Genomic DNA, 25,892 nt, shown 5'->3' on the forward strand with positions numbered 1-25,892 from the left:
GGGATGGGGGCTGCGAACGGGGTCTCATGTTACAGCCGATGAAGAGTTTTGGCTTCTAGACGAAGCCAAGCCCCTCGTGCCACAAGACTAACCGAACGCTTCCTTGACCATGGTATCGAACATGCTGTATGCCGCGTTTGCCTCGCGAACATACTCCTCCTGGCTGGCATCCATCGGCGTCACCCTAAGCGTTTGAACTTCCAGGATGTTGTTGGCTGGGTCGTGCTGATAATGCAGGAACACTGAAATTCCATAATCATCCCCGCAGAGGCTGTAGCACACATTCATGAATTGCGGTGTCAGCAATGGCAACCCGTGCACTTGATTGTGGATGGCCATGGCGCAGACGCGGGCCTGACACGTTGCAGCAAATGCCGATTTGGGCAGTCTCTCGGCGTAGGCAGCATCACCTATGACATGCACGCCAGGAACCTGCAGCGACTCCAGTGTCTGTGTGTCGACTGGGCACCATCCGTGGTCCGCTGTCAGCCCGTTGCTATGTGAAAAATCGTCAGCCCGCTGGGCGGGAATGATATTGATCACGTCGCCGCCGACGCGCCCACCGTCCGTCAGCAATTGACGCTGCTCGACATCAACGCCTCGAACGGTTCCTCCCTCCTTGGCGCCGATCCAGCGGATAACACTACTGTCAGTGCCATAGCCGTATAGCCGCTTCCAGGCTTGTTCGAACTGAGCCTGTTTGGCAAAGCGCTCCTTTGCGTCCAGAACGATAACCCGCGACAACGGCTTGTGGACCTTCAGGTATTCGGCAATGAGACTCGCCCGTTCGTAAGGCCCGGGCGGGCATCGATAGTCATCCGGTGGCGCCGCGATGAGGACAGCTCCGCCATTGGGCATTTCATTCAACTGTTTGTTGAGCAGTCGCAGCTGCTCACCTCCTCCCCAAGCATGGGGAAATTGTTGCGCTACAGCGTGATCGTACCCGGCAATCGTGTCATACCGATAGCCAATGCCGGTGGCGACCACGCACCGATCAAAGCTGAAAATGCGCCCGCCACGAGTGAAAATCTGCCGACTCCGAGCATCCAGGGAGAGGGCATAATCATAGACCACCTCGATACCGCTCTCGATCAGTTTGTCGTAGCTGAACATCAATGACTGTTCGCTGCGCTTGCCCACCAGAAATTCAGCCCCCAGAGGGCAACAATGGTAGTGCCGGTTCGGCTCAATAAGGGTGATGCTAACGGTCGGATCGAGTCTATGTAACGTGCGCGCGAAGGTTGCACCGGCAAAACCGCCACCGATGACCACTACCTTCGTGCTCGGCGCTCCCGATTGAATACTCCCCGCCGCCAAGGCATGCACCGCTGAAAAACCCACCCCTGTCGCCAGCCACCTGAGCAGGCGTCTTCTTTGATTATTCATCGGCACGACCTCTTCCTTGTTGGCTGTCAACCTTGATACTGCTGAACCTGTCGGCCAGCAAGCTCACGGTGGCGTCGTCAACACGCTCCATGACCCGATTCATGATGGTGCCCTTGAGGGAGCCGTCTCGATAACCGAACAATATGCGCAGCAGATATTCCCTCCGCAATCCAGCGATCGACGGAATCGCACCCGCGTCTGGCATGCCATCGAATCCATGGCAATTGATGCAACCATTGCTGGCCATCAGGGCGTCGGTAGCCTCATTGGCCGACACCGAAGAACACGCCATGACTAGAAACAGCGACAGTGGCTTGATCACTCTGTGCATTAACGCCTCCCCTACTCTGTCAGCACATTGCTCAAGTACACCTTGCTACTAGCCAGATACTCTCGTGATATCTTATAGCCACCGTAGGTCTTGATGTGACCATCGATATAACCGGACAGTGCTTCCCGGGAAGTGAATATTTTCTTGGCCCGTTCATATGCCGCCTTGTCTTGATAAATCATCAAGTGAATCAAGGGTTCTCCGAGCTCCGTAGGTACTAGATTAATCACTTTCACTCCTGCCGCCGCTCTACCTCCATAAGCCTTCATGTAGGCAGCCTGAGATTTCACAAAAACCTCCAGAAATTCCTTTTCCTTGCCTTTTGGCGGTTCAAATACAATCGTCATGGCTTTGCTTTCAAAGGCTGGCTCAGTCGGCACCGGCATTTCGGCAAACGCCAACTTGGCACCACACATCCACAGCAAAACCACCAGTCCAATACGTACTGGAATATCCTTCATGCTCATCAACTGTAACCTCGTTTTATTATTATGAGTAACTGCAAGTCGCAGCGACCCTATTTGTACAAGATGACCGAGATCATTTTCCCGCCTGATTGGAGTGTCGGGTCTTCAGTCTCTTTGACCGCCACCTCTACAGAACTTATTTGAACCCGTTGATAGTGTTCAAATATATGTTGCTGATAGAGCACATCCAGCCAGGGGTGAATACAGAACATCGCCAGACGCCCACCCTCGGCCAACAGCGATTGTGGCGCAAACTTGATAAACGCCAGGTTCTCCTCGATCACGGCCCCCATTTCATCGCAAAACGGATCGAAGAATATTGCCGAAAACCGCTGGGTGCCTTCCAGTTGTTGCCAGTACCCCGCGATCAATTGAACGTTCGCACGTTCCGCTTTCCAAGCCCGGGCCTTTTCCAGCACAACGGGATGGGGCTCGACAATCGTGTGCAGCGCAGGCTGCGCTTGCTGAATCATGGTGGCTGAAATGCCCATGCCATAACCCACTTCAAGCACTTCATCCTGACTGGTCAGGGCAAGGTCATCCACCATGCGACGAATGAGGGGGCGTTCCCATTCATGCATCACAAAAGAATCTCCTATGCGTAATGCCTCGCCGCAATAGAGGGCCTGAGCCTTGAGGTATTCAGTTCTTTGTGGGTCCATAAAAACTCCTTTTTTATTAATCAATCAGTCCAAGAACGACCATTACGTCACCAATGTAAGTTGCGGCTTAATATGAAAAGCCTCGCCAGGCTTTACATTGGATTTCAACAGCACCCATTGAAACCCGCTGCCAAATGCAGCACGCCCCATGATCGCCAGCGAATGTTCTTCCAAGTACAGAGAAAATACTTTTAGCAGCGACAGCCCCTGCCCCGTTAAAAAAGCCAATGCCAGTTCGAGCATCAACTGGTCGAAATAAAGGACCAGGGGTCTGTTTGGGTAGGCCTCGCGAAGTGTTTGGAGCAGCAATGAAAATTGGTGATAAACGCAAACTAGTGAATGTCGACCGTCCAAAAGTGCATGTTCATCCAGCAACCAATGCGCTTTACGCACGCCGAAAACAACCTGCGGATCATAAAGTTCCTCTTCAAGACGCAGAACCTCCAAGCCAAGCGAAGCAACCAGATCCAGATCAGCGTTGTAACAGCGCGAGCAGCCCGACACGATCAACGCATCCGGATGTGCGGCGTATAAGACGCGAAAATTCTCGCGCTTTTTGCTCATGTCGAAATCGCTGGCCCAGCGCATTAGAATCAGTGTCATCGATGCCTCCTGTACAAGGCTTCACACCTCATCAGGTCAACGATATGCGTCGGGCGTCCAGCGCCGACAATACAGGCTGCGACGCCCATGTGGTTCAACGCATAGTCCAGGGCAGGTTCCAGTGGAATGACACCGCCGGCCAGACAGTGCAGCGCATAGAGCGGACAACGCTGTTTGATTGCCTCTAGCTTGGACGTGGTGATAACGCAATCCATCTGTAAGATGTTGGCTGCAGTCAGGACCCCGTCGAACGTCATTCGATCCAGCAGTTTCAGACAGCGCTCCGACAGATTGAAAGTCAGCATCAACCAGCAGACCCGAGCGCTTTTCGTGCGGGACGTAATCTGGTGAAAAATTTGCTCGATTAACTCTATTTCCCCTTGAGCCAGCAAAATATCGAGCCAATCACCGCCGACACTCACAACCCCGGGGTTGAAACGGTTGATGATGTCGATGTCCTCATCGATCTGATCGACATCCGGCCCAAATCGATAATGTGCAGGCTCGTAGAAACGTTGAGGCTCTCGCTGGATCTCGTTAACGTTGAAAAGCTTGCCGGAGAGCTTGTCGTAGACTTGGATCAGAAACCGCGAGTGATAGAGGTGCCAAGGGCTGAAGCTGCCGTTGATGGCTCGACCAACCGCTGCTGCAGATGCCCCGTCGCCACTGGCCACCCCCAGTCGGGAACCATTCAGTACCACACGGGCCCAGGCCTCGATTTCGGTATTGGAGTACGGACTCGCATAGCGCTTGAGAAAGCCCCGATCGCCCAGATAGATCGTCGGCCCCGCACATGGGAAAGTCTGCGCCGCCAGGCTCAAAGTATCCGCTCCGCCAGATCAATGACACGATCCAGTTCAATCCTGTGATCGACCAGTACAAAAGTGTTGCCGGAAAGCCTCCCGTAGTCTTCTAGTCGGCCCACAACCTTGACCAGCGCCTCTATTGGCACGTGCAGAAAAACCTCATCCAGGAAAATCAGTTGCTTGCCATCCGCGGGCAAAGCTGCCAGCGATCTCGATCACTCCCCCGACACCTTTCAGGGTAATCGCTTTTCCCCACACCTGAAGCGCCCCTCAACAACTGAACACCACCCCGGTGTAGCGCCGTTGGTTTGTAGGAGCGCTGGCCGGCAAACCCCGCAATATGAATAAGTCCCCCAACAACCTGAAGTGGCACCCTCTGTTTTATTGCACCGAAACGCAGAAGCCGCTCAACGGAGATGGATTGGGATTTAAAGCCGGTTATGGCCAAAAACACGTTGGAAAGATCCGAGCGCACCAGCAGCACGGCGGTGACAGCCAGTACGAAACCATAGCTGGACGACTGAAAAATACCCCCGAGCATGACGTTCAGCACGATGACCAGATCGCTCAACAACGTACAACTCGCTGCTGTCACTGTGCGTGCGATTACGCTGATCCTTCGGCTCTGATAGAAATGAGCCACACCTTGCATGGCAAGTGTATGACGTGTATTTGCCAGCCACTGACTCAACTGACCAAGGCTGGAAACGCTTGCGCTGGCGATGGAATAACTGGCCTGGGCGGAGCGTATCAACGCATCGAAGCCTGCTACCGTCGCTGTTCGGGTTCGGTATAACTCTTGGACCGAAAGGTGGTATAGGCCCATCAGCGATCCGGCAAAAAAAAGTGCCAATATCAAGCCTGGCAGGCCGAAACCAAGCCACAGCACGCCAACACTGCACGCCAGCAAGGCGCTGATCCACGAGATATCATGGGCATACCAAGCAATTCGCTCGAAGACCGTTGTGATATCGCGAGATACGATTTGCAGTCCGTTTGCCGAGTCACCTGCGCAAACATCGTTTAATCCCAGGGAAATATGCTGTGTCAAACGCCTGCGCAACGACGATTCAATGAACAACCCCGCGCAAACGCCTGACGCAACACCTGCCGCCACATACGCCAGTACCCAACCTGCACCGGGATCCGACGGCGGCAGGGTCAGATTACCGGCGTAACTCATCATGACCGCAGGAACCAGTAGCGCTATCACTCCCAGGGAGCAAAGTTTCATCAGGTTGAGCAAGCCAAAGTGCTGGCCGTCAGCATCTGTGCAACGAGGCATTTCGGGGGGGTTCAACGCGGCGCCAGTCTCCACGTTCTGGACTCTACACTCGATTGCCTGGACTGCCGCCTGGGAGAACTGCACGTCGGGCATACGCTCCAGCGCGTCCATCACGCTGCGAGCAGCAGCGCTATCCAAGGATGAAAGATCGTGGTCGATCAGCAGGAATCGATTTTGGGCTCGCGCAAGGAAAACACCGCGTATCAGCTGCAGCCGCAGTCGTTGCCCATTTGAAAGATTGCTGGCGTCCATCTCGATGAGTTTGTCTGCAACTGCTTGGACATTGCAGCCCAGTTCGGGCAACAGCCTGAAGGCAATCAGCAATGACTCCACTTCAGAGAGTTTGTCCGGGTGGTGACCTGGCACCAGCGCAATGAGAGAGGAAGGCCAAATCGGCCAGTGCTCGTCAAACTGCACAGCCGAGTTACCGTCGCTGGCGCTGAGCGGTGAAGCGCCTTTTGAATCCAGGCCCTCGAACAAAGCGTCCAGTTCAATCAGCGAGCGGTCGACGACTTTGAAACTGAGGAAAGCCCTGGGTAAGCCGAGCATCGCCGAAATCAGCGGGATCGCCAGCCAGAAAATGACACCGTCCCAAGGCAACAGATTGACACCTGCTCCCCAAAAAGTCAGAAGTACAAAGGGGATAAGGCGCCCGAATCCGATGATGTAACTGTCGGCACCACGCAACAGGGTATCTCGGTCACGCAGCGACAATTCGTCCGACAGCGTCTGCTCAACAACACGCAGCGAGGTCGGATCAAGAAACTGTTTCAGCAGCGGTCCGTCCTTCAGCCACGTCGAGCACTGTTCAATGCGCTGCGTGACCTTGTCCATGATACGTTTATAATTGCGATCTGACAGTTTTGACAATCCATAGGACAGCGGGATAAAAGCAGCGATCAGCGCCACAGCACCGAACCCGGTTGCGCCATATAGGGAGACTGCACCCAGCATTGCCAGCATCAGGAACAGCGGAATGGCGAACAGATTGAATGAACCAGCAATGCCGTCCAGCACTACGTTCAGATCTCGAGAAGCCAGTCTCTCCAGTGCAGATAGCGGCACGCCTGATCGAGTGTGCCGTGACAGCAGGTGATCGAAAATGCTGCAAATCCGCAGGCTGAAATAACGCTCGAGATTGAGTTGTCCGACCACCACAAGAAAGGAACAAAGTGCTAGAGATAGCAGTATTGCCCCGTCTCCAATCGTGAACCGGACAGGCCCCTCAGCACTGACGAGACTCGACAGCTTGTAGATAATCAACAATGAAATGATGTACTGAAGGATCAACAACAGCAGATAGCCTGCAGTCGCGAGTGCTGATAACCGGAAGGCCACGCGCAGTATTCCGCCGCGCAGGCTGTCGATGGACACCTTGCTGGGTCTGACGTACTGGATTGAGGGGGTAAAACTATACATCCATTTCATTGAAGGCCCCTTCGACGTAATCGCGCTGGTTCGATAGACCCCGGATCTCCTCCAAACAACGCTTGATCTTGGACATGTCATATTCGTCGGGTGAGCAGCCACGAAAATGACAATACTGACGAACGATCCACTTCAAGTTGGCGTGTTGCATCTTGCCAGGCAGCATAAATCGAGTCAGGGACAGGATGTCGAACCAGACTGTGCGCTGCAGCGACCAAGTTTCCAGATCAATGATTCGCACGCCCTCCTGCGTGATGATGATGTGCTCAGGCTTTACATCCCCAATACTCACGGGATGCCTTCCTAGCACCGGCCTTGCGTGGGCCGAGCAACAGGAGTCGAGTTCGGCCCCTTGCGCGTACTGCCAACCAAAAGCGAGGTTCGATACGGCCGCAGCGTGCATCAATGCATAGGCCTGGATGACCTTGCTCAGGTCTTCTTGAGTTGCTCGGGGCGCACGCCCCGGTAGATGACTCAAGATAATCAGTTGTCGATTCGCGTCGCTATGCAGTACTTGCCCCATAGGGCCGCCGCGAAATACCAGGTAGCCACTGATTTCAGCCTCATAATGCTGACGGTCGAGATAGTGCTTGATGACAACGCGTGTATTGGACTCAGCCATACGGCCCAACCAGACAATCGACTTCGACGAATGAGTGATCAGCGCCAGGTCTCCACTGCACTTCAGTAGCGTCAGGCCCTTGAGCAATAATTGCGTATCCCGCGTATGTTCCTGCAGCGTGGCCTCTGGCAATGCTTCAAGCGTTTCCAACCGAAAGACGCTTGTCTTGCTCATGATCCTGACGCCAGAGCTAGCTGATAGCTACGAGCGGCCCGGTCGTAGTCCACCTGCTCGTTGTAGAACTCCAGCCAGAACGCCAAAGGGCTGTCATAACGGTCGCACACATACCATTGAGACGCCGACAGGTTGATCAACTCCCAAATCTGTAACTCCCCCATGATCAACCGACCGAAGTCTCGATAATCGACCCTGATACCGAAGGGATACTGCTTGATCGCAAAAGCGCCGCTGCTCTCGACGGGAATAAACTCGACCCTGGAGATGTCCATTACAAAATCGACGGATTTCTCCCCTTCTCCTGATAGTTGTATAACCAGTTTTCGGGCCCCCAATGGCCGACCGAGGTATTGTGTCTGAGCCATGAGAACCTGACCGTAACCGGTGATCAGCCAGGTTTTCGCCATTGTGTCCAGGTGGGCTTTCACTTCAGAAAGGCTGAGCTGATCACCCTTCCATTCCGGCATGATCGACGCGACCTCCAGTGGGGATACTTCCTCCAAGTTGATCCATTCTGCACGGTCCACACAGCTTGTCCGGCCTACCTCCAGGCGTTCACCTGGAGCCAATGCTTGAACGGTCCTGAGTAGAGATAGTTGGCTGGCGATTTGCGCCAACTGACTGTTGCTCCAAAGATGCCGGATCTTGTAGCCCGCATCGACGTAACCGTTACCGGCAATGAGCAATGTCACGGCGGCTTCAAGCCTTCGAGAAGGTTTAGTGACTATTTCATTGAGCAGTCTCAAGCCGGAGATGCGCGCATATTTCGGGTCCGCCACAGGCAGCAAGTTGTCCAAACCGATGGAGTAGCCTTCTGCACTCGTTTGAAAGTTGTTTGTAACTACCATTACATTAGGTGCCGGCACCCGACCGGCGTTGACATCCTCATAGAAGCTATCGGCGATACGGGTATCCGACTGGATAAACAGGGCATGACGATTCGAGTCCCGAAGATAGACAGAGGCGACGCGACTGTCCCAGAACAAAACATCACTGCAAGGCATATAAAAGCGACAGTCCAGCTCTCCCACAGAGAAGTCCTGCTGCATGTCAATAGTGCGAACTTCAAAACCACACTGCTGGATCATATCCCGGGCAACCTGGGGGATCAGCTCGGGAACATATACCCGCGTGGTATTGAGCTTGTCGGGATAAAGGTTTTTCAATTGTACAAGGGTTAGAGGACTGAAATGCTGGAGATGTTCAGTTGTAAAAATAATCGCATCCACCGCCGGCATCCGGGCAACCGATACCGTTCTGAAAGGAATGATGTGAAAGGAGCGAAGAGGATCAGAACCAAAACATCCTCCCAGTACAGGATCAATCAGCAGATGCGTACAACCGGCCGTCACCGACCAGCTCTGGTGCCCGATACAGGTTAGTTGCATACTTTGAGCTCCACGGACGCCATGGCGCGACGGATGATCTTGGCCAGCAGTTCCGGACTGCCGTTTCCGCCGTAATAGCTGTAGAAAAACGGAATCAAACCGTCGAATATTCCGTGTTCGAACCATGATTTTATGGAGACACCAACGATATCCCAGATCTGAATCGTACCGTCGACCACCCCCATGAAATCCACCAGCGGCATGCAAACTCCATACGGATAATCGGCCATCAGAACATCGAGGTCGGTGTCCAGTTCGACCTCGAACTTGCCACTTACCATGTTCAACGCGTAACTGTGACGCAGTCCGAGGTCGTTACAACGAAAGCTAAATACAATCCGTCGACTACCAAGTTTCTTACCGCGATAATGCGACATCTGTATAACTTTTCGCCCGGTTATGAAAAGCATCAGGCTCTTGGCGATCCGGACCAACTCTTTCTCACAGCGCAATAGTGCCTCTTGGTACTGCGTTAATGTCTCGAAATCAGATAGCACAGAGGATGCAACATCGATAGACCTCTTGCTGTCGACGAATGTCGCCAGCTCCTGAACTAGCAAGCCATGCTGGATATGGTCGACCTTGACCCAGTCAATCGGAGCCTGAACGGTAGATGGTGCATCGAGCATAACGTTTCCACCTGGAAGTAAACCAATAACATTGACGTCCAGACTGAGTTGGTTCGCCAGCTGACTCAACATCGGTTGCTCGGAAAAAGGAAACGCGGCGAACCCGTCGAAACGCTTGATAAAACCACCACCGCACATTGCGACGTGTTCGGGTTGCGCAGGAAAGTCTTCGAGGTAAGTTGTGAGTACTGAATTCAAAACGCCCAAACCCAGAGGCCCGGTTTTCCTGTTGCTGGCGGTTGTATTTTTTCCCCAGTTTTCCAGCGATTGAAACGCCCCCGGAGGTGACACTCGGGAGTTGTTGGAAACAACGACCAGCTTGGGCGGTAGTACTTTTCCCTCGACAATGTCGCTCTTGTACAACTCCGAAACGAGGGCATCGACGGCGATGAACACACCAGCTGATGGGGTTAGGGTCTCTTCCAGATAGATCTGGGTGACCCGACTTTCCCAAAATGCGGTTTTCGGGTCCGCCGGATAAAACTTTAGGCACAAGTCTTTGACGCGCATGGGCTCCGTACTATTGACTTCCGTCAGTTTGAAACCAAGATCTCGAATGCACTGTTTTACCGGTTCAACGATAGTCGCCCCGACCACAAACTTTGCACTGCGCGGCAAGAGGTTCAGGGACTTGATATCAAAATGATCGGAATGTTCGTGACTGAGAAAAATAAGATCAACATCCGCCAGCGCCCGACAATCAACCGTTCGCGGAGGATAGATATCAATACGACATTGATCGACCAGTCCAAAATCTTCGCACAGGAGAGGATCTATCAACACTTTGGTATCTAGATGTTCGATCAGCCAAGTTTGATGACCGATGAAAGTCGCCCTCATATTTCTCACCTTCCTTGAGATATGGCACGAACAACTAAAAAATCTAAAGAAAGCAAGAAAGTTCCTGCTTTCTTCTAATTTTACTCAACGATGATAAGCACAGCTTTGCGCTTTTGTTTCATTGATCTTAGCCTTGGATTTTTTTATCGCCTCACTCAGCGCCAGCAGTTCTTCTTTGCTGAATACCGCTTTGCTTTGCGCAGACGACGTAGCGACTTCTTCGTTCAATATTTTACTCATGACGCTCTCCTTGCCAGAAACCCAATAGATAGTGTTATCCGCGAGCATTGCTCCGTCTCGCCGTTAAAAACATATAGTTTCATGATCGTTCTGCAAATAATAATTATTACGAATCATCCTACAACGTCCTACATCTTCATCTGTAGGACAGCTCTAAGCGATTGTTTTTCGGGTAAAACTCCGCGCTGCTTTTTTGTCTGCGCATGGAATACTGAAACAAGTTGAAATATTTTCTTCCGTGCGTAGTTCCTGCGCGCACTCCCCAACCTTGCTGTATCTTCCAGTTCTACTCCAACATCATCTCTTTGAGTCTCCGCTATGAAAACAATTCTTCGCTTTCTCACATTGTCGATCCTGCTGATGAACTCCATGGCCCAAGCCGCCGACCTGATCCCGATCGAAGTCCACCGCGACGCCAACTGCGGCTGCTGCAAAAAATGGATCAGCCATCTGCAGGCCAACGGTTTCAAGGTCGACGATCGCGTCGAAACCAACATGAGCGAATTCAAGCAACAGCATGGCGTGCCGCCGCGTCTGTCGTCGTGCCACACCGGCCTGATCAACGGCAAATTCGTTGAAGGCCATGTGCCCGCCGATCAGGTACTGGCCTTGAGCAAGCGCGACGATCTGCTGGGTGTCGCCGCCCCCGGCATGCCCATGGGTTCGCCCGGAATGGAAATGGACGGCATGAGCGATGCCTATCAGGTGATCGGCCTGAAAAAGGACGGCACTGACGTGGTGGTGGCGCACTACCCTGCCCATTGATGTCCGGTGCGTATATCGGCCTGTTCTTTGCCGCGTTCGGCGCCGCGACCCTGCTGCCGTTGCAGTCCGAAGCGCTGCTGGTGGGGTTGCTGCTCAGCGACCGGTATTGGCTCTGGCTGTTGCTGGCCGTGGCCACGCTGGGCAATGTCCTGGGGTCGTTGGTCAACTGGTGGCTGGGCCGTGGCATCGAGCGCTTCCGCGATCGGCGCTGGTTTCCGATCAGCCCGGGTCACCTGGAAAAAGCCCGCGTCCATTATCAGCGTTACGGTCACTGGTCGCTGCTGCTCAGTTGGATGCCGGTGATCGGCGATCCGCTGACCCTGGTCGCCGGGGTGATGCGCGAGCCGCTCGGGCGATTCCTGCTCATCGTGACCCTCGCCAAGGGCGCCCGCTATGGCGTACTGGCCCTCGCCACTCTGGGCTGGATGGGTTGAACGATCTTTCGCCGCGATTGCCTGTGTTTAATATCGCCCTAATCATGCCGATCCAGCATCGGCGGATTTCCTATGGAGTTTACCCATGCCTAAGACACGCTCGCGCTGGCTGCCGAGCCTGCTGCTGACCACCGCACTGCCGGTCATCGCTCACGCCGAAGGCCCGGAATATGGTCCGCAGCTGCAAGGGTTCGAGTACCCCTACACCGTCAAGCATTTCGACTTTCAGTCCCAGGGCAAAACCCTGCAAATGGGTTACATGGACGTCGCCGCCAACGGCAAGGCCAACGGGCGCAGCATCGTGTTGCTGCATGGCAAGAATTTCTGCGGCGCGACCTGGGACACGTCGATCAAGGCCCTGAGCGACGCCGGCTACCGGGTCATCGCCCCGGACCAGATCGGTTTCTGTACGTCCAGCAAGCCGGACAACTACCAATACAGCTTCCAGCAACTGGCCACCAACACCCAGCAACTGCTCAAGGCCCTCGGTATCCAGAAGGCCACGTTGCTCGGCCATTCCACCGGCGGCATGCTCGCCACCCGCTATGCGCTGCTGTATCCCGATCAGGTCGAACAACTGGCACTGGTCAACCCCATCGGCCTGGAAGACTGGAAAGCCCTCGGCGTGCCCTATCGCACGGTGGATCAATGGTATGAGCGCGAACTGAAGGTCACCGCCCAAGGCATCCGCGACTACGAGCGCAGCACCTATTACGACGGCCGCTGGAAACCGGAATTCGACCGCTGGGTGTACATGCTCGCGGGCCTGAGCAAAGGGCCGGGCAAGACTCAGGTGGCGTGGAATTCGGCGTTGATCTACGACATGATCTTCACGCAACCGGTGTACTACGAGTTCAAGGACTTGAAGATGCCGACACTGCTGCTGATCGGGACTTCCGACACCACCGCCATCGGCAAGGACCTTGCGCCGCCCGAGGTCAAGGCAAGAATCGGAGACTACCAGGTGCTCGGCAAACAAGTGGCGAAACTGATTCCCCGGTCGACACTGGTCGAATTCCCCGGCATGGGCCACGCGCCGCAGATGGAAGAACCGGCGAAATTCCACCAGGCGCTGCTGGCCTGGCTGAACAAAGCCGACCCCGTTCGCTGATGAGGTAACGTTGATGACGGTGCAGATTGCGGTAATCGATGACTGGCAGGGTGTGGCCCGGGAGGTGGTGGACTGGTCGGCGCTGGACGCCATCGGCCAGGTGAGTTTTGTTCATGACTACCCTGCCGACAACGCAACCCTGGCAGAGCGCTTGGGTGAATTTGAAGTGATCTGCGTGATGCGCGAGCGCACCCGGTTCGACGAGGACCTGTTGCGGCAGTTGCCGGCACTCAAACTGCTGGTCACCGGCGGCATGCGCAATGCCGCCCTGGACCTGAAAGCCGCTGCCGCGCTGGGCATTCAGGTGTGCGGCACCGACAGCTACAAACACGCCGCGCCAGAGTTGACCTGGGCGCTGATCATGGCCGCGACCCGCAACCTGGTGGTGGAAGCCAATGCCTTGCGCGCAGGCAAATGGCAGCAAGGGCTGGGCGGCGACCTGCACGGCAAGACCCTGGCCATTCTCGGTCTGGGCAGCATTGGGCGGCGTGTCGCCCGGTTCGGCCAGGTGTTCGGCATGCGGGTGATTGCCTGGAGCGAAAACCTGACCGCCGAACGCGCGGCCGAAGTCGACGTGACCTATGTCAGCAAGCAGGAACTGTTCGAGCAGGCCGATGTGCTGTCGGTGCACCTGGTGCTCAGCGAGCGCAGCCGGGGCATGGTCGACGCCCAGGCGCTGGACTGGATGAAGCCCACGGCGCTGCTGGTCAACACCGCCCGCGGGCCGATTGTCGATGAATCGGCATTGATCAAGGCCTTGCAAAAACACCGGCTGGCTGGCGCGGCGCTGGATGTGTTCGAGCAGGAACCGCTGCCCGCGCTTCATCCATTCCGGACCCTGGAGAATGTGCTGGCCACGCCGCATATCGGGTACGTCAGTCGGCAGAACTATCAGCAGTTCTTTTCGCAGATGATCGAGGACATCCAGGCTTGGTCAGCGGGCGCGCCGATTCGTCTGCTGAGCTGATGATGATGTAGGAGCGAGCAGAAGCATTCAACTATGTTGGCCTGGTTAATGTCCAACCTTGACTGGTTCGAACTGAAACGCGTCAACCCGTGGAGCATCGCCAATGAACATCCGTCTTGCTGCTTTCACTACCCCACTGCTGCTGGCCTTCGCGCTGTCCGGCTCACTTGCATTCGCCGAGGGTGATGAAGAGGAACCTGTCAAAAAGCCCAACTGCCCCAAAGGCCAGGTCTGGGACAGCAAGCAACAGAAATGCCTGCTGCAAAACAGCAGGCTGGTCCCGGACACCGACCGTACCGATTACGCCGCAGCCATCAACGATTCGTCGAAAACCTGAAACCCCGAGCGGACGGAGGTCGCCATCGCCAGCGATCAGGCAATACGGGCCGAACTGGGCCAGCATCTGGCGCGTCTATGGCGCTACGGCCTGCTGCTGTCCCGGCAACGGCCTGTCGCCGAAGACCTGGTCCAGGCCACCTGCATACGGGCGCTCGAACGTGCCGGGCAGTTTATCCCGGGCACCCGCATGGACCATTGGCTGCTGAGCATTCTGCATTCGATCTGGCTCAACGAAGTCCGTTCGCGCCGGGTGCGTCAGGGCCAGGGTCTGGTGGATGCCGACCACGCCTTGTCGTTCGACGGTGAATCGGCGGCGCAAACCCCTGTCCTCGCCGCTCAGGTGATCCGCCGCGTCGATGCATTGCCCGAAGCCCAGCGCGAAACGGTATTTCTCGCTTATGTCGAGGGTTTGTCCTATCGCGAGGTCGCCGAGGTGTTGCAAGTGCCCATCGGCACCGTCATGAGCCGCCTGGCCGCCGCGCGGGTGAAGCTCGCCGAGTATCCACCGTTGCACGCCGTGCCGGGCCCTTCCACAGGAGAGCCGCGATGAACCACGCGATACCTTCGGACGAGCAACTGGTGGCTTACCTCGACGACCAACTCGACAGCGAACAACGCAGCCGCATCGACGCCGCCATCGCCGAAGACTCGCTGCTCAACCTGCGCCTGCAATGGCTGGCCCGCAGCAGCCTGCCGTTCAAGGACGCCTACGATGAAATGGGCCGACAAGCGCCCACGGAACGCTTGCAGTCCATGCTCGACACCTTGCCCAGCCCGAAACGCCCGGCGATGAATCGGCGTTGGTTCCTTGCGGCAGCAGCCGCACTGGTGATCAGCGGTGCGGTGGCGGACCGGCTGTTTCTCAACTGGCAGTCGAGCCTGCAGAAAAACAACTGGCGCGCACGGGTTGCGGACTCCATGGCGCTCTACGTGCCGCAAACCCTGGACCATCTGCCCAGCGACGAAGCCGCTCTGCGCGCGCAACTGCGAACCATCGACGCGCGTCTGGGGCTCAATCTGGTGCCGGCCAGACTGGCCTTGCCGCGCGCGCAATTCAAGCGCGCACAAATCCTCGAATCCGACGGCGTGCCCATCGCCCAGATGACCTGGCTGGACCCGGCGCACGGCCCGCTGGCGCTGTGCGTGACCCGCGCCAGCAGCGGCAGTCGACCCTTTGCCCACGAACGGCGGCGGGGACTCAATGTGGTTTACTGGGCTGACCTGGAACACGCGTGGATGCTGATTGGGCATAACCCGGCGGCGGAGCTGGAGGACATGGGCAAGGTGTTGCGCAGCCGACTCAGTGCTTGAGTGCAGTGGCGGCTAAGCACGATTGTCGAGGTTCGGATGACAGTATTCATCGACAATGGCATCGCGATGCGTCCCGGATTTCATCAGGTCCCGGGCTCTTGGCGGTTCCCCGGCCGCCCCCTGGATCAACGTGTATTGCACATCGTCCCCAACGGAAAAACAGACATCGCCTTCAGCAGTGCAATTGGCGCCGATCCTCACCGCCAACCTCGACGAGCAACCTTCGGTAGAGACCATGGCAAATGTCGTCGAAACTGCTCCGACCTCGACCACAGTCAAAGCGCTGATCGTCCCCATTCCGATTATTGGAGTGACGGGTTCTTTCATTTCTGCTCTCCCTCCACCGGTTCATGCCGCCTCGCTTGACTGCAGGAAGACATTGAAACGCGCCAGCGATGGAAATGACTACTGTCAGGTCTGACAGTACGGCCTGGGAATGAAGAGCAAACGCTACCGCTTGTCGATTTTCCTCTGTGGCAAAAGAATTTGCCTGAAATGAATGCGAGGGTCTGCACGGGTCCCACCGGTTGACTGCCCCAGCCTCACTCCCTATCCTCGCGCCTGTCACGACTCATTCGTGATCGGGTTTGACGGCCCGTCATCTTCACGACGCGCATTGCCTATCTCTGCTCGAGCATTTTTGTGCCCGCAGCATTGCATTATGGCGACTGTGCGTGGGGCACCTCTGGGTGCGCCGGGTTTCCGTGAAGACCGGTCCGTCAACCTGCGCACAGTTGCCACCCTATTCGTTTGACGGCGATTTCGTGGCAGCTCTTCTGAACTTCACGGAGCTACACCAATGACCGAACCAACCACAAAATCCACCCCCTTCGCCCGCTGCGACCACGTCGACCACCACCTGTTCGCCGTTCAGCCCGATATCCCGTTACTCGACGCCCTCGAACATGCCTCGGTCTACCTCAGCTGTGCCGAAGACCTCGCCCACCAAGCCCGCAACGCCACCCGTCCCGAACACACGGCCTCATTACGCTGGGCCAGTTCCCAGATGCTCGGCACGGCACGCTCATTGGTCCAGGCTTCAATCGACGGCCTGCACGCCGCTCAAGCGCAAGGTGACGCATGAACCCGCACATGCAGATTCGTGCGCAGCACTGAAAAGCTACCTCGCCCCTTCGCCTGGCGATGACCTGTGGGAGCGAGCTTGCTCGCGAAAGCGGTGGGTCAGTCGCCATCGATATTGAATGTGATGGCCCCTTCGTCGGAACGCCGCCCGGGGCAAGCCCGCTCCCACAGTGACTGGTGGTGGATACAAAATATCCAAACTCGCATGGATCCCTGTGGGAGCAAGCTCGCTCCCACAGATTCCGCTCCTTGAGTGACTGATATTCCGGCCCCGTTGCTAGGCGAAGCGATCCCGCCCATTCCTCACTCGACCCGGCCAATACTCCGCTCATCCGGCCAGAACAACGCCGCCTGGCCCCTGTTTTCGCCGTGCTGATCAATCAGCGTCCAGACCTTGCCTTCGTGAATCATGAACGCATGGCCGTCCCGATCCACCCGATAGCCACTATAGCCATGGGCAATGCCATTGGCCGTGACCTGCTCCAGCAGCGACTGGCGCATGGCGCGGTCCAGCGGCGAAGCGCTGAACCGTGAGGGCATGCCCAGGAACGCTGAGCGCGGGTATTTGAAGCAGGCCAGCGCCTGTTCATTGGCGTAGAAGAAACAAGGGTCGTCTTCCGTACCGTGGGCCAGCAGGCTGTAAGGCGCCTGCGCATGCAGCCACTGCAGGCGCTCGGAGCCTGTCAGCGCCCGGGGAGCTGGCAGGCTTTCACCGGTCCAGTGCCGATAAGCGTCGTCCAACAGTTGAACGTAAGCGACGTACTCGTTGATTGACGACACGCCCCCTCCTTTGCACAGGCATTGATTATTCGACACAGCGTAGCCTATCGAAATCAGTTGTTCGGCGCATACCTACAGCTGCTTGCCGGGGGCCGCGACTCGGTCACCAGAGCCGGGATACGGGCCGCGCAACCCAGGGATTGCGGGCCTTTATGCCTACCGGAAAACCTTTCAGCCCTGACAGTCAATCATCCCGGGTCAGCACTTCCAGCAACTCGATCTCGAAGATCAGATTCGAATTCGGCGTGATCTTGCCCATGGTCCGCTCGCCATACGCCAGGTGCGCCGGCACCTGCAACTTGCGCTTGCCGCCCACCTGCATCCCAAGGATGCCCTGGTCCCAGCCCTTGATCACCCGACCGGTGCCGATCACGCACTGGAAAGGCTTACCCCGGCTGTAGGAAGAATCGAATTCAGTGCCGTCTTCCAGCCAGCCGCGGTAGTGCGTGGTGATCAGCGCGCCCTTGACGGCGGCTTTGCCGTCGCCCGGCTGCAGATCGATGATGTGCAATTCGTCGTTCATGGTTTTTACTCGTTCACTGTCGCCCGATCATAGGGGCGCGGACGGAGGTTTTCGCAGAATCCGCCGCTGTTGGCAATCCATGGAACCGAATCGCCGTCTGCTGCTCACATGTGTATCGACTTCGTACTCAGGAAAGGATGCTCTGATGACCGACTCACGATCACTGTGCAGTTTCATTCCGCCTTACATCCTCAACCGCATTATTGCCCATGGCTCCGAGCGGCAGCGCTCCAGTGCACTGATTACCCTGACCCATGTGCGTACCCTTCGGCATACGCCGCTGCCACCGGTGCGCTCTGCGGCGGCGACGGTCCTGGCGCCATCCGCGCAACCCGGCCAGGTCCGGCGCAGTATCCATGACGCTCAAGGGAAAATGCTCCTGCCGGGGATGCCTGCCCGCCTTGAAGGCCAGCCGGCGACTGGCGATCCGGCGGTCGACGAGGCCTACGATGCCTTGGGCGCCAGCCATGATTTCTTCTGGAAGGTGCTCGGCCGCGACTCCATCGATAACAAGGGTTTTGCGCTGATCGGCAGCGTGCATTATGGCCAGGACTACGAGAATGCCTTCTGGAACGGTGCGCAGATGGTATTCGGAGACGGTGATGGCGAAATTTTCGAGCGCTTCACCCGCTCGCTGGATGTGATCGGGCACGAGTTGACCCACGGCGTGATCGAAAGCGAAGCCGGCCTGGTCTACGCCAATCAGTCCGGGGCCTTGAATGAATCGATATCGGACGTGTTCGGGGTGCTGATCAAGCAACATGTGCTGGGCCAGACCGCCGACGAGGCGGACTGGCTGATCGGCGCCGACTTGCTGACTCCGCGGATAAAAGGCGTCGGCTTACGATCGATGGCCCACCCCGGCACGGCGTATGACGACCCGCTGCTGGGCAAGGACCCGCAACCGGATCACATGCGCAAGTTCGTGATCACCCAGGAGGACAACGGTGGCGTGCACATCAATTCCGGTATCCCCAATCGGGCGTTTTATCTCGCTGCCAAGGCGTTCGGCGGGTTTGCCTGGGAGAAAGCCGGCCGCATCTGGTATGACACGCTGTGCGACCGGCGCTTGAAGAGCGAGGCGTCGTTCACTGACTTCGCGGCTTTGACCATTGAGCATGCCCGGCAACGTTATGGCACCGATGGAACTAAAGTGGTGCAGCATGCCTGGTCTGAAACAGGTGTGGTCCCGACTCAGGAGTAATCATGAAAACCCTGCCGACACTGGGCGATGATGCCGTGGTACGTCTGTCCCGCCAGGGCGGCGTGGCGGCGATCCCTGCCTTGACTCACCCTCGCCGCATCGAATTTGCGCAATGCGACATCGATCAACGCGCGCGCATTTGTTCGGTGCTGGAAGGTTGCCTGGCAATCGAAGACCCGGCCTCGGGGCGAGGTGATCAGCGTTTTTATCAAATAGAAGTGCACTTCCGCATCGGTGAACAGGCTGACCGGATGGTGATGAAAGTCCCTGAAGATCAGGCCCCTGGTGAACTGGTGCACCTGTGGGACAAAGGCGAGGTGTTATGAGTTTGCCGTACTCGGACGGCGTGAACCCGCCAGCGAGATAGCGATCGCAAGCAGGCTCGCTCCCACAGGGAATCGGTGCATACCCGAAATGTCCGGCGCAACGCAGCTCCCACAGGTGATGGCTATATACCTGAGATTTTTTGATCAACATAGATCTCTTGTGGGAGCGGGCTTGCTCGCGAAAGCAGTCTGCCGGTCAACAAATGTGTTGAATGTGACGCCGCCTTCGCGAGCAAGCCCGCTCCCACAGGTATTTGCGGTGCACGCGACATCGGTGATCAACCCGTTCCCGCACTGGATCTGCGGCAAGTCCTGCCTTTATCCTTGTCGCCCCCGCCGTCGTACCGCATCCGTTGGAGTTCCCCATGCCCCATGAAGGCAACCTGTTGCAAGCCGCTGTCGTGTTCCTGTTCGCGGCGGTGCTCACCGTGCCCCTGGCCAAGCGCCTGCAACTGGGGGCGGTGCTGGGTTATCTGTTTGCCGGCGTCATCATCGGGCCGTCGGTGCTGGGCTTGATCGGCAATCCGCAAAGCGTCAGCCACATTTCCGAACTTGGGGTGGTGTTGCTGCTGTTCATCATCGGCCTGGAACTGTCGCCGCGACGTTTGTGGGTGATGCGCAAAGCCGTGTTCGGCGTCGGTCTGGCGCAGGTGCTGCTGACGGGGTCGGTGATTGGCGTGTTTGCGCTGTTCGTTTTCGGGCAATCGTTGAACAGCGCCATCGTACTGGGGCTGGGTCTGGCGTTGTCCTCCACCGCGTTTGGGCTGCAGAGCCTGGCCGAGCGCAAGGAGCTGACCAGCCCCCACGGGCGGCTGGCGTTCGCGATTCTGCTGTTCCAGGACATCGCCGCGATCCCGCTGATCGCCATGGTCCCGCTGCTGGCCGGCGGCGATCACACCACCACCGCTGCCGAAGATTTGAACCACGGCTTGCGGGTGCTGGGCAGCATCGCAGTGGTGGTGATCGGCGGGCGCTACCTGCTGCGCCCGGTGTTCCGGGCGGTGGCCAAGAGCGGTCTGCCGGAGGTCTCTACCGCCACCGCGTTGCTGGTCGTCATCGGCACGGCATGGCTGATGAACCTGGTCGGCGTCTCGATGGCCCTGGGTGCGTTCCTCGCCGGATTGCTGCTGGCGGATTCCGAATATCGCCACGAACTGGAGGCGCAGATCGAGCCATTCAAGGGCTTGCTGCTGGGGCTGTTTTTCATCAGCGTCGGCATGGGTGCCAACCTCAGCCTGCTGCTCAGCACACCGATCGTGGTGCTGGGCCTGACCCTGCTGCTGATCGCCATCAAGCTGCCGCTGCTGTTTGTCGTCGGTCGGTTGGCCGGTGGCCTGGGCAAAGTCAATGCGATTCGCCTGGGCATCGTGCTGGCAGCCGGCGGTGAGTTTGCCTTCGTGGTGTTCAAGATCGGCCGCGATCAGGGCCTGTTCGAGCCGCGCCTGTACGACTTGCTGGTGCTGACGATCACCTTGTCCATGGCCGTCACGCCCTTGCTGTTGCTGTTGTGCGCGCGGCTGGCCAGCCCCAAGGTGCAACCGGTGGTAGTGCCTGAGCAATTGCGCCAGATCGATGCCGACGCGCCACGCGTAGTGATCGCCGGCATGGGCCGCATGGGGCAGATCGTGGCGCGGATCCTGCGGGCACAGAACATCAAGTTCATCGCCCTCGACACCTCGGTGGAAACCATCGAATTGTCGCGCAGCTTCGGCGGCGTGCCGGTGTTCTACGGTGACCCGATGCGCCCGGAAATCCTCAACGCGGCCAAGGTCGGGCAGGCGGAATATTTCGTCATCGCCACGGACGATCCGGACACCAACATCAAGACCGCCGAATTGGTGCACAGACTCTATCCGCACATGAAAATCATCGCCCGGGCCCGCAACCGTCAGCATGTACACCGTTTGATGGACCTTGGCGCCGAGGCCATTCGCGAAACCTATTACTCGAGCCTGGAAATGAGCCGGCGCACGCTGGTCGGGCTGGGGCTGAGCCAGGCTCAGGCGGATGCGCGGATCAAGCGCTTCAAGCATCACGATGAACAGGTGCTGGAAGCTCAGCATGCGGTGTATGACGATGCAGCCAAGGTGTTGCAGACGGCGCAGGAAGCGCGGGCGGAATTGGCACGGTTGTTTGAGTCGGATCAACTGGAAGAGCAATCGGCTAAAAATTGAGGTGAATGTGAGGGCCTCTTCGCGGGCAAGCCTCGCTCCTACAGGAGTAGTCGTAAATCTGTAGGAGCGAGGCTTGCCCGCGAAGAACGATAACGCGGTGTGTCTGGATAAATAATATCTTCAAAGGAACCAAAAATGGCTGCCGATCAATCCTCCCCCGCCCTCAAGGAAATCTTCAACGCCGAGCGCCTGCAGCACATCGCCACCGAGATGACCGCGGTCTATCCCGGGTTCAACGCCAAGGCCTTCCTGAAAATGGCCAACGAAGGCCTCGCGCAATTGTCGATCATGCAGCGCATGGCCAGGGTCAGCGAGTGCCTGCACGCGGTGCTGCCATTGAGTTATGAAGAGACACTCAAAGTGCTTTACGCCCTCGCCCCGCGGCTGAACAGCGGCTTCGTCAGCATCTCGTTGCCGCACTATGTCGCGACCTACGGTGCCGACACGTTCGAGCTGTCGATGGACGCACTCAAATACTTCACCGCGTTCGGTTCATCAGAATTCGCAATCCGCCATTTCCTGCGCAGCGATCTCGAATCCACGCTGGCGCAGATGCACCACTGGTCCCTGGATGCCAACGAACATGTCCGGCGCCTGGCCAGCGAAGGCAGTCGACCGCGTCTGCCGTGGTCGTTTCGCCTGGAGCGAATCCAGACCGACCCGTCCCTGGCAGCCGCAATCCTCGATAATCTCAAGGCCGACGACAGCCTGTACGTGCGCAAGTCGGTGGCCAACCACCTCAATGACATCACCAAGGACCACCCCGAGTGGGTGCTGGACCTGATCGAGCGTTGGTCATTGGAAAACAAGCACACGGCATGGATCGCCAGACACGCCCTGCGCAGCCTGATCAAGCAGGGCAACCAGCGTGCGCTGGCAATCATTGGCGCGGGCGGCAAGCCTGAGGTAGAGGTCATCGGAGTGAAGGTGGAACCGGCGGTGATTCGCCTGGGCGAAAAAATCAGCCTGTCCTTTACCGTGAAATCCACAGTGCCGGACAGTCAGCGACTGGTGATCGACTATGCCATCGATTACGTCAAAGCCAACGGCAGCAGCTCGGCGAAGGTATTCAAGCTCAAGGCCCTGACGCTGCCAGGCAAAGGCACCGAGTTCATTGCCCGATGCCAGCACATCAAGGAGCTGACCACCCGCCGGCATTACGCCGGCAGGCACGCCGTGCATAATCTGGTGAACGGTGAGCGCCTGGCCAGCACCGCCTTCGAAATCCTCCCTTGAAATCCCGGTCGCCCGGTACGTTGTAGGAGCGAGGCTTGCCCGCGAAGAACGATAATGCGGTGTTTCAGGCATGACGCCTTCGCGGGCAAGCCTCGCTCCTACAGGGGAACTGTGCCTAGCAACAAATCCTGTTCGCTCTCGCACAGCTGCACCACGTAATCCCACAATACCCGCAGCCGCACGGACTTGTGCAACTCGCGCCGCGTGCTGATCCAGTAGCTGCGCTGGATGCTTTCTTGCGGCAACAACGGCACCAGACCGGGATCGGCACTGGCCATGTAGCACGGCAACACGGCGATCCCCAACCCCGAACGCGCGGCCTGTTGCTGGGCGATGACGCTGGTGCTGTGGAAGACCACCTGCGGGTTGCGGCAAAAACTGTTGAGGAACATCAACTCCTGGCTGAACAGCAAGTCGTCGACATAACCGATCCAGGCATGGCGCCCAAGATCTTCGCGGCTGTGCAGCGCCGGCGAGCGGTCCAGATAGTCCTGGCTGGCATAAAGCGCCAGGCGATAGTCGGTGAGTTTGCGCGTGACCAGCATGTCGGCGGAGGGGCGTTCGAGGTGGATGCTGATCTCGGCTTCGCGGTTGAGGATGCTGACAAAGCGCGGCACCGCTACCAGTTCCACTTCCAGCCCCGGATAACGCTCGAACAGGCCGTTCATGCGACTGGCGAGGAACATGATGCCCAGGCCCTCCGTGACCCCGACGCGAATCTTGCCCAGGGGCGCGGTGGATTGGGTGATCTCTTCCTGGGCCAGCAGCGCGACGTTTTCCATGGCTTCGGCGTGCTTGAGCAGCGCTTCGCCGGCCGGGGTCAGCTCATAGCCCTGAGCGTGCTGAACGAACAGCGCGGTGCCGAGGCTCTTTTCGATGGCCTCGATGTGCCGGGCCACGGTGGCGTGGGTGGTGTTCAAGCGGCGGGCAGCGGTGAGCAAACGCCCGCTGCGCTGCAATTCGAGAAAAAACCGCAGGTCATTCCAGTCGAACATGAATCATCCTTGAAGCTTCGCTATTAAAGGTGCTGTCTGAAAACGCACAGCGGCTGCGCAAAAACTAACATTCTTTTGACGAAAGCTAACAACTAGGATGACCGACAACAAGAACAACACTACGAGGTCAGGGATGCAGACTTCCCTTGATGAGTTCGACTACATCGTGGTCGGGTCCGGGCCGGCCGGTTGTTTGCTGGCCAATCGGCTGTCGGCCAACCCGCAACACCGGGTACTGCTGCTCGAAGCCGGTGGCCGCGACAACTATGCGTGGATTCACATCCCGGTGGGTTACCTGTTCTGCATCGGCAACCCGCGCACCGACTGGTGCTTCAAGACCGAAGCGCAGCCCGGGCTGCAAGGTCGCACCCTGAGCTACCCGCGGGGCAAGGTGCTCGGTGGCTGCTCCTCGATCAACGGCATGATCTACATGCGCGGCCAGGCCGGCGACTACGATGGCTGGGCCGCCGACGGCAACCCCGGCTGGAGCTGGGACGAGGTGTTGCCGCTGTTCAAGAAAAGCGAAAACCACTTTGCCGGTGACTCGCAGTTTCACGGCGCAACCGGGGAATGGCGGATCGAGCGTCAACGGCTGTCGTGGCCGATTCTGGATGCCTTCCAAAGGGCGGCCGGGCAAAGCGGCATCGCCAGCATCGAAGACTTCAACCAGGGCGACAACGAAGGCTGTGGCTACTTCCAGGTCAATCAGAAGGCCGGGATCCGCTGGAATGCGGCCAAAGCCTTTCTCAAACCGATTCGCAACCGTCCCAATTTCACCCTGTTGACCGGGGTCGAAGTCGACCGTGTGTTGCTGGAGAATGGCCGCGCCTGTGCAGTCAGTGCACGCTGGCAGGGCCAGGCGAAAACCTTCAAGGCGCGCAAGGAAATCGTCCTGTGCGCCGGCTCCGTCGGTTCACCGAGCATCCTCCAGCGCTCCGGGATCGGCCCGCGCCCGCTGCTGCAACGCCTGGGCATCGGCGTCGCCCAAGAGCTGCCCGGTGTTGGCGGCAACCTGCAGGATCACCTGCAGCTGCGGATGATCTACAAACTGCAGAACGCCCGCACCCTGAACCAGATTGCCGGCAGCCTGTGGGGCAAGATGGGCATGGGCCTGCGTTACCTGTATGACCGCAGCGGCCCGCTGTCCATGGCGCCCAGCCAACTCGGCGCTTTTGCCCGGTCGGGGCCGGAGCAGACCTCGGCCAATCTTGAATACCATGTGCAGCCGCTGTCCCTGGAACGCTTCGGCGAACCCTTGCACGCCTTCCCCGCGTTCACTGCATCGGTCTGCGATCTGCGGCCGCAAAGCCGGGGCCGGGTGGAGATTCGCTCCGCCGATCCGCAGCAAGCGCCGCTGATTCAGCCCAATTATTTAAGCCATCCAGAAGATTTGCGGGTCGCGGCCGACGCCATTCGCCTGACCCGGCGTATCGTCTCCGCTCCGGCCCTGCAGGCCTTCAAACCGGTCGAATACCTGCCCGGCGACAGCTTGCAGAGCGAAGAAGAGTTGCACGAAGCCGCCGCGCGCATTGGCACCACGATTTTCCATCCGGTCGGCACCTGCCGCATGGGCAATGACGCGGACGCGGTGGTCGACGCCGAGCTGCGGGTTCATGGCATCCCCGGCCTGCGCATTGCCGATGCCTCGATCATGCCGCGCATCACCTCGGGCAACACCTGCTCGCCTACGCTGATGATTGCCGAAAAAGCCGCGCAACTCATCCTCAACCCATCTACAAGGAGCCTGACCTCACCCATGGAACTGGTCACGAATACCTGA

The 25,892-nt window shown here is 57.7% G+C and carries 27 protein-coding genes and 1 pseudogene; 13 read left to right on the forward strand and 15 right to left on the reverse strand.

The features are described 5' to 3' along the window. Positions 1-87 precede the first annotated feature (87 nt). From F8N80_RS23750 to F8N80_RS31245, 11 genes are all read right to left on the reverse strand, one after another. The gene (locus F8N80_RS23750) at positions 88-1,386 is read right to left on the reverse strand and encodes an FAD-dependent oxidoreductase (protein ID WP_224790756.1); all 1,299 of its coding nucleotides are present in this window, start codon (positions 1,384-1,386) and stop codon (positions 88-90) included. Continuing rightward, positions 1,379-1,717 (reverse strand): c-type cytochrome, encoded by a 339-nt coding sequence (locus F8N80_RS23755; protein ID WP_150784799.1) that lies wholly within the window; start codon positions 1,715-1,717, stop codon positions 1,379-1,381. Before F8N80_RS23755 ends, F8N80_RS23750 begins: the two co-directional genes overlap by 8 nt. An 11-nt stretch (positions 1,718-1,728) precedes the next feature. After that, complete coding sequence (locus tag F8N80_RS23760) at positions 1,729-2,184, reverse strand: hypothetical protein (protein WP_150784800.1); 456 nt, start codon at positions 2,182-2,184, stop codon at positions 1,729-1,731. 50 nt (positions 2,185-2,234) lie between these two features. After that, on the reverse strand, positions 2,235-2,846 hold the full coding sequence (locus F8N80_RS23765) for a class I SAM-dependent methyltransferase (protein WP_150784801.1): 612 nt from the start codon (positions 2,844-2,846) through the stop codon (positions 2,235-2,237). Between the two features lie 42 nt (positions 2,847-2,888). After that, positions 2,889-3,449 (reverse strand): hypothetical protein, encoded by a 561-nt coding sequence (locus tag F8N80_RS23770; RefSeq protein ID WP_150784802.1) that lies wholly within the window; start codon positions 3,447-3,449, stop codon positions 2,889-2,891. Beyond that, on the reverse strand, positions 3,446-4,270 hold the full coding sequence (locus F8N80_RS23775) for a hypothetical protein (protein WP_150784803.1): 825 nt from the start codon (positions 4,268-4,270) through the stop codon (positions 3,446-3,448). The genes F8N80_RS23770 and F8N80_RS23775 overlap by 4 nt, the downstream gene beginning before the upstream one ends. Positions 4,271-4,427: 157 nt before the next feature. After that, positions 4,428-6,968, reverse strand: a complete 2,541-nt coding sequence (locus tag F8N80_RS23780) for a hypothetical protein (protein ID WP_150784804.1) — start codon at positions 6,966-6,968, stop codon at positions 4,428-4,430. After that, the gene (locus tag F8N80_RS23785) at positions 6,952-7,764 is read right to left on the reverse strand and encodes a hypothetical protein (RefSeq protein ID WP_150784805.1); all 813 of its coding nucleotides are present in this window, start codon (positions 7,762-7,764) and stop codon (positions 6,952-6,954) included. Before F8N80_RS23785 ends, F8N80_RS23780 begins: the two co-directional genes overlap by 17 nt. Further along, positions 7,761-9,155, reverse strand: a complete 1,395-nt coding sequence (locus F8N80_RS23790) for an MBL fold metallo-hydrolase (protein ID WP_150784806.1) — start codon at positions 9,153-9,155, stop codon at positions 7,761-7,763. Before F8N80_RS23790 ends, F8N80_RS23785 begins: the two co-directional genes overlap by 4 nt. Continuing rightward, on the reverse strand, positions 9,146-10,624 hold the full coding sequence (locus tag F8N80_RS23795) for an MBL fold metallo-hydrolase (protein WP_150784807.1): 1,479 nt from the start codon (positions 10,622-10,624) through the stop codon (positions 9,146-9,148). Before F8N80_RS23795 ends, F8N80_RS23790 begins: the two co-directional genes overlap by 10 nt. A gap of 84 nt (positions 10,625-10,708) precedes the next feature. Continuing rightward, positions 10,709-10,864: a hypothetical protein gene (locus tag F8N80_RS31245; protein ID WP_191632970.1), complete on the reverse strand. Its 156-nt coding sequence runs from the start codon at positions 10,862-10,864 to the stop codon at positions 10,709-10,711. Positions 10,865-11,182: 318 nt separating this feature from the next. Here F8N80_RS31245 and F8N80_RS23800 point away from each other — a divergent pair, with 318 nt between their 5' ends. From F8N80_RS23800 to F8N80_RS23830, 7 genes and pseudogenes are all read left to right on the forward strand, one after another. After that, the gene (locus tag F8N80_RS23800; protein WP_150784808.1) at positions 11,183-11,629 is read left to right on the forward strand and encodes a DUF411 domain-containing protein; all 447 of its coding nucleotides are present in this window, start codon (positions 11,183-11,185) and stop codon (positions 11,627-11,629) included. After that, positions 11,629-12,063: a YqaA family protein gene (locus tag F8N80_RS23805; protein ID WP_150784809.1), complete on the forward strand. Its 435-nt coding sequence runs from the start codon at positions 11,629-11,631 to the stop codon at positions 12,061-12,063. Before F8N80_RS23800 ends, F8N80_RS23805 begins: the two co-directional genes overlap by 1 nt. 85 nt (positions 12,064-12,148) lie before the next feature. Next, positions 12,149-13,174: an alpha/beta fold hydrolase gene (locus tag F8N80_RS23810; protein ID WP_150784810.1), complete on the forward strand. Its 1,026-nt coding sequence runs from the start codon at positions 12,149-12,151 to the stop codon at positions 13,172-13,174. Between the two features lie 13 nt (positions 13,175-13,187). Further along, entirely contained in the window at positions 13,188-14,141 is a 954-nt protein-coding gene (locus F8N80_RS23815; protein WP_150784811.1) for a D-2-hydroxyacid dehydrogenase family protein, read from the forward strand. Between the two features lie 103 nt (positions 14,142-14,244). Next, a pseudogene (locus F8N80_RS23820) lies at positions 14,245-14,448 on the forward strand (tetratricopeptide repeat protein); the annotation flags it as partial. Between the two features lie 84 nt (positions 14,449-14,532). Continuing rightward, positions 14,533-15,030 carry an RNA polymerase sigma factor gene (locus F8N80_RS23825; RefSeq protein WP_224790757.1) on the forward strand — a complete coding sequence of 166 codons (498 nt, stop codon included), beginning with the start codon at positions 14,533-14,535 and terminating at the stop codon, positions 15,028-15,030. Then, on the forward strand, positions 15,027-15,791 hold the full coding sequence (locus F8N80_RS23830; RefSeq protein ID WP_150784812.1) for an anti-sigma factor family protein: 765 nt from the start codon (positions 15,027-15,029) through the stop codon (positions 15,789-15,791). The genes F8N80_RS23825 and F8N80_RS23830 overlap by 4 nt, the downstream gene beginning before the upstream one ends. A gap of 12 nt (positions 15,792-15,803) precedes the next feature. Here the strand turns inward: F8N80_RS23830 and F8N80_RS23835 are convergent, their stop codons facing one another. After that, complete coding sequence (locus F8N80_RS23835; protein WP_150748507.1) at positions 15,804-16,118, reverse strand: hypothetical protein; 315 nt, start codon at positions 16,116-16,118, stop codon at positions 15,804-15,806. A gap of 472 nt (positions 16,119-16,590) precedes the next feature. On the opposite strand from F8N80_RS23835, the gene F8N80_RS23840 reads away from it, so the two are divergent. Beyond that, entirely contained in the window at positions 16,591-16,875 is a 285-nt protein-coding gene (locus F8N80_RS23840; RefSeq protein ID WP_150748508.1) for a DUF3077 domain-containing protein, read from the forward strand. Between the two features lie 302 nt (positions 16,876-17,177). Here the strand turns inward: F8N80_RS23840 and F8N80_RS23850 are convergent, their stop codons facing one another. Together F8N80_RS23850 and F8N80_RS23855 are read right to left on the reverse strand one after the other, a co-directional pair. Next, positions 17,178-17,654, reverse strand: coding sequence for an MEKHLA domain-containing protein (locus F8N80_RS23850; RefSeq protein WP_150784814.1), 477 nt, complete (start codon positions 17,652-17,654; stop codon positions 17,178-17,180). Positions 17,655-17,838: 184 nt separating this feature from the next. Further along, positions 17,839-18,177, reverse strand: coding sequence for an FKBP-type peptidyl-prolyl cis-trans isomerase (locus F8N80_RS23855; protein ID WP_150748511.1), 339 nt, complete (start codon positions 18,175-18,177; stop codon positions 17,839-17,841). A gap of 145 nt (positions 18,178-18,322) precedes the next feature. Here F8N80_RS23855 and F8N80_RS23860 point away from each other — a divergent pair, with 145 nt between their 5' ends. The 4 genes from F8N80_RS23860 (at position 18,323) to F8N80_RS23875 (ending at position 23,117) form a co-directional block, all read left to right on the forward strand. Continuing rightward, a complete protein-coding gene (locus F8N80_RS23860; protein ID WP_150748512.1) occupies positions 18,323-19,381 on the forward strand; it encodes a M4 family metallopeptidase in 1,059 nt (352 codons plus the stop codon). 2 nt (positions 19,382-19,383) lie between these two features. Further along, complete coding sequence (locus F8N80_RS23865; protein ID WP_150748883.1) at positions 19,384-19,707, forward strand: protealysin inhibitor emfourin; 324 nt, start codon at positions 19,384-19,386, stop codon at positions 19,705-19,707. Positions 19,708-20,072: 365 nt separating this feature from the next. After that, positions 20,073-21,881: a monovalent cation:proton antiporter-2 (CPA2) family protein gene (locus tag F8N80_RS23870; protein WP_150748881.1), complete on the forward strand. Its 1,809-nt coding sequence runs from the start codon at positions 20,073-20,075 to the stop codon at positions 21,879-21,881. Positions 21,882-22,016: 135 nt separating this feature from the next. Beyond that, positions 22,017-23,117 (forward strand): DNA alkylation repair protein, encoded by a 1,101-nt coding sequence (locus F8N80_RS23875; protein WP_150784815.1) that lies wholly within the window; start codon positions 22,017-22,019, stop codon positions 23,115-23,117. Positions 23,118-23,215: 98 nt separating this feature from the next. Here F8N80_RS23875 and F8N80_RS23880 read toward each other — a convergent pair whose 3' ends face one another. Then, a complete protein-coding gene (locus F8N80_RS23880) occupies positions 23,216-24,112 on the reverse strand; it encodes a LysR family transcriptional regulator (protein ID WP_150748879.1) in 897 nt (298 codons plus the stop codon). 133 nt (positions 24,113-24,245) lie between these two features. Between F8N80_RS23880 and F8N80_RS23885 the strand changes: the two genes are divergently transcribed. Further along, entirely contained in the window at positions 24,246-25,892 is a 1,647-nt protein-coding gene (locus F8N80_RS23885) for a GMC family oxidoreductase (protein ID WP_150784816.1), read from the forward strand.

This window comes from Pseudomonas fluorescens (genome assembly GCF_902497995.1).
GTDB classification, from domain to species: Bacteria; Pseudomonadota; Gammaproteobacteria; order Pseudomonadales; family Pseudomonadaceae; genus Aquipseudomonas; species Aquipseudomonas fluorescens_BK.